General features: G+C 60.9%; 3 protein-coding genes. All 3 read left to right on the forward strand.

All coding sequences use genetic code 11. The features are described 5' to 3' along the window. Positions 1-697: 697 nt before the first annotated feature. From C1H69_RS19885 to C1H69_RS19895, 3 genes are read left to right on the forward strand one after another with little or no spacing between them, the layout of a single operon-like run. The gene (locus tag C1H69_RS19885; protein WP_102655133.1) at positions 698-2,074 is read left to right on the forward strand and encodes a TolC family outer membrane protein; all 1,377 of its coding nucleotides are present in this window, start codon (positions 698-700) and stop codon (positions 2,072-2,074) included. After that, positions 2,074-2,949, forward strand: a complete 876-nt coding sequence (locus tag C1H69_RS19890) for a hypothetical protein (protein ID WP_102655134.1) — start codon at positions 2,074-2,076, stop codon at positions 2,947-2,949. Before C1H69_RS19885 ends, C1H69_RS19890 begins: the two co-directional genes overlap by 1 nt. Before the next feature lie 10 nt (positions 2,950-2,959). After that, the gene (locus C1H69_RS19895) at positions 2,960-3,775 is read left to right on the forward strand and encodes a SapC family protein (protein ID WP_102655135.1); all 816 of its coding nucleotides are present in this window, start codon (positions 2,960-2,962) and stop codon (positions 3,773-3,775) included. Positions 3,776-3,818: the final 43 nt, after the last annotated feature.

The following is a 3,818-nucleotide window of genomic DNA, read 5'->3' on the forward strand; positions in this document are numbered from 1 at the left end:
GCGCCAGTCGCGATGGGGACCAGCGCTCCAACAGTGATATTCTCCACCCAGGCGGAGCAAACCGCTGTTGGAGCCAGCTTTAGCTCGCGACCGAGGAGTTGCCCAGGCTGGCAATCATCGCACGGCGGCGGCCTTCGCCAGGGCGCCTGGCGGCGCCAGTCGCGATGGGGGACCAGCGCTCCAATAGCGATATTTTACACCCAGGCGGAGCAAGCCGCTGTTGGAGCCAGCTTCAGCTCGCGACCGAGGAGTTGCCCAGGCTGGCAATCATCGCCACGATGGCGGCCTCCACCAAGGCGCCTGGCGGCGCCAGTCGCGATGGGGACCAGCGCTCCCACAGCGATATTTTCCACCCAGGCGGAGCAAACCGCTGTTGTCGCCAGTTCTAGGGGAGGCGCCTGACGCATTTGATTTTAAGGGATTCCTCCGGTATAACAAAATTTTATTAAGAGGTGGCTCTTTATGGAGACAGAGTGACGTGTCGGCCATAAACAATGGGCTACACTCAAGCATGAGAATTAGCTCGCTAAGCCCTATGGGATGGGTTTTTTGATGCGACGGCTAACGAGATATTGATGAGTCGATGCCCGCACGAGGCTTTTTGTGTAATAATAATTTAACAAACGTTGCCATATGGTAAGGCGGCGACAGGGCTAGGCAGCTGCGATACAGCGGCGCCACGCAGGGGAAAATAATAATGATCAGGGTTCTCTCCAGGCAGGGCCTGGGTCTTTTGGGTGTGCTGGGCATGCTGGCTAGTGCCCAACATGTGCTGGCATCCGGTTTGCTGGAAGTCTATGACCTGGCGCGGGACAACGACCCGCAGTTTCAGGCCGACTTCTTCAGCAAGCAAGCCACCGATGAGCGCTATTACCAGGCCCGTTCGGCATTGCTGCCTCAAATCAGCGCCAACGTCAGCCGCAGTGAAATCAGCCAGGATATCGTCAGTACCGATAATGAAGTCTTTGATAGCGGCAGCACCAGTTACCCCACCACCATCTATGGCATTTCGCTGACGCAGTCGGTCTACGACTACTCGCGCTGGGCAGCCTTTCGTCAGGCTGACCTCGAAACGCAGCAGGCGGCCTCGGAGCTGGAGGTGGCACGCCAGGATCTGCTGCTGAGGGTGTCCGAGCGCTACTTCGATGTTTTGGCCCTGCACGAAAACCTCGGGTTTCTAGCCGCTGAAAAGGAGGAGGTCGGAGCCAATCTGCTTCATGTTCGTGCCCGCTACCAGGATGGTCTGGCCCGCGAAATCGACTTGCTCGACGCCGAAGCCCGCTTTCTTCAGGTTCAGGCGCGTGAGCTGGATCTCGAAAACCGCCTGCGCGACGCCCTCAACGGCCTGGAGGAGGTGACTGGCCTGGCGCCGGACACCTTGCGACTAGTGCGCGATGACCTGCAACTGCAGCGTCCCGACCCCGATGTCGAGTCGGCCTGGACCGAGCTGGCTCTGCAGCGTAGCCCCAGGCTGAAAGCGGTCGAACTGGCCGGCGAAGTGGCCATGCAGGATGTCCGTGTCCGTCGCGGCGGCCACTTCCCCACGGTGGACTTGAGCCTCAACTATGAAAACGACGACACCGAAGGCTCGCTGTTTGGTGGGGGCAGTGAGGTCGAGACGCAGACCATTCGCGTGAACGTCAATATCCCCATCTACCGCGGTGGCCTGGTTGCTTCGCAGGTGCGACAAGGAGAGCAGTTGATCAATGTCAGCCGTTCGACGCAAGAGCAGGTTCGCCGGGATATCGATCGTCAGGCCCAGGCCGGCTATCAGGGCATCATCACCGCCATGGCCCGTGAGGAGGCGCTGAGGGAGTCGCTGCGTGCCAGTGAACGTATTGCCGAGTCTCGCCAGTTGGGCTTCGAATCCGGTTTGGTCCCGCTTCTGGATCTGCTCGACGCCGAGCGTGACCTGTTTCTGGCGCGCAGCGAACTGGCGAATGCGCGCTACGACTATTTACTGAGCGTGCTGCGTCTCAAGCATGCCGCAGGCATCCTCAACGCAGACGACCTGGCCGAGATCGATGGGTTCCTCGGTGAATCGGTGGTCATCCGGCGGGGGGCGTCCATCTGATGACGGCCATGCAGGGGTACCTGGCGGCGCTGACCATACTGCGCGACGCCGTCGATGCCCTGGAGACACCGTGCTTGCATGAGCAGTCGGTCAAGCTGAGACCATCATACTGGGGCGAACAACGGGTGTTGTACAGCGTGCCGCTCTCACGACAGCCGTCGCGCGTGCTGACCGAGCGGTTGGAGGCCTTGTTGACGCAGTGGCAGATGCCGGCGGTTGACCAGCAGCAGGTGTTGTCAGGCCCCGATGATGACGCTGCTGGCAAGCAGCCGCTTCACTATCTGCACCTGGGCCTGGAGGGCGACCGTTGCAAGGTCTACTGGGAGTATCCGCTACCTTCGTCGGCGGCTGAAGCGGGGGAGCGCCATGTCCAGTATCGCGCCTGGAAATGGCGACCCGGACAGACACGCGCCGCCCAATCCGAGTATGTCCTGTTGCCGACGGCCACGTCGGCGCGGGGCGCGATTCGCCAGCAGCTCGAGCTATTGCCACCGTTGGTGGCGGATCTTGTCGAGCAACTCGAGATCAGTACCGCGCTGATGCAGCACCCTTGGCCACCGATGACGGTACGCATCGAAGAAGCCCAGGCGGGCAATGCCACGCCACGCGATTCGATCAATCTGCATATGCATCAGTCTCGACTGCCGCTCGGTACGATTGCCGGGTTGCTGATGGCCTTGGCTCGCGATTGGCAAAGTGCCCCGCGGGACACGCTGGTGCAATGGATGGTGCAGCATGGCAATCAGATGCTGGGCAATGTTTCCTTCGGGCTCGGCGGTGATCGCCAGCCATTCTTCACCTGCTACTACGCAGGGCAACGGCTCGCAGGGCAACGGCGCTCCGTGCCAAACGACAACCTATCTCCGACACGTTAAGAAGGCTCCCATGGCGACACAGCTGCTTATTTACCGCGACGTACAGCCGATTACCCGTGACAAGCACGGCGAACTGTCACTCAAGGTGGGCAAGGATTTCGGCTTTGCCAAAGACATCAACTCGGTGCCGCTGATGGCCGCTGAGTTTCCCACCGCTGCCAGTGATCTACCCATCGTGTTTACCGATGCCGATGATGGCGTGCTGCCCGTGGCAGTGCTAGGCATCGACCAGGATGCCAACCTGATGGTGGATAGCGAAGGCCAGTGGCGGGGCGAATATGTGCCGGCCTTCCTGCGTCGCTATCCCTTCGTGTTTGCTTCCAGCGCCGATGGCAAGACCTTCACGCTGTGCGTTGACGAAGCCTATGCGGGACTGAATGGCGAAGGGCGCGGCGAACGGTTCTTCGACGCCGACGGCGAACGCACGCAATACCTCGCCAAGGTGCTCGACTTCCTGCAGGACTACCAGGCGCATTTCCAGCGTACGCGGGCCTTCTGCCAGCGATTGGTCGAACTCGAACTACTGGAGGCCGTGGAGGCCCAGATCGGTCTGCCCGAGGGTGGCAAGCGCACCCTGACCGGTTTCAAGGCCGTCAACCGTCAGAAGCTCAAGGCGCTGCCGGACGAGACACTCAAGACCATGCTCGGTAGCGATGAGCTGGAACTGCTGTATATCCACCTGCAGTCGATGCGCAATTTCAATCGCCTCAGCCGTTTGTCGCGCGGTGGTGCCCGAGTCGGCTCCCAGCAAAAGGGTGACCCCGCCGAAGAGTCCGTGGCGGGCGAGACAGAGGATACTGGCGACACCACCGCCCCGGTGCATTGAGCAGGCTGCCCCTGAGCGACCCTGACGACGCAGGAGAGATGCC

The sequence above is a fragment of the Billgrantia endophytica genome, from assembly GCF_002879615.1.
Taxonomy (GTDB): domain Bacteria; phylum Pseudomonadota; class Gammaproteobacteria; order Pseudomonadales; family Halomonadaceae; genus Halomonas; species Halomonas endophytica.

Coding starts and splice junctions, on each gene's coding strand:
- C1H69_RS19885 (WP_102655133.1), top strand. CDS start 698: ATGATCAGGGTTCTCTCCAGGCAGGGCCTGGGTCTTTTGGGTGTGCTG.
- C1H69_RS19890 (WP_102655134.1), top strand. CDS start 2,074: ATGACGGCCATGCAGGGGTACCTGGCGGCGCTGACCATACTGCGCGAC.
- C1H69_RS19895 (WP_102655135.1), top strand. CDS start 2,960: ATGGCGACACAGCTGCTTATTTACCGCGACGTACAGCCGATTACCCGT.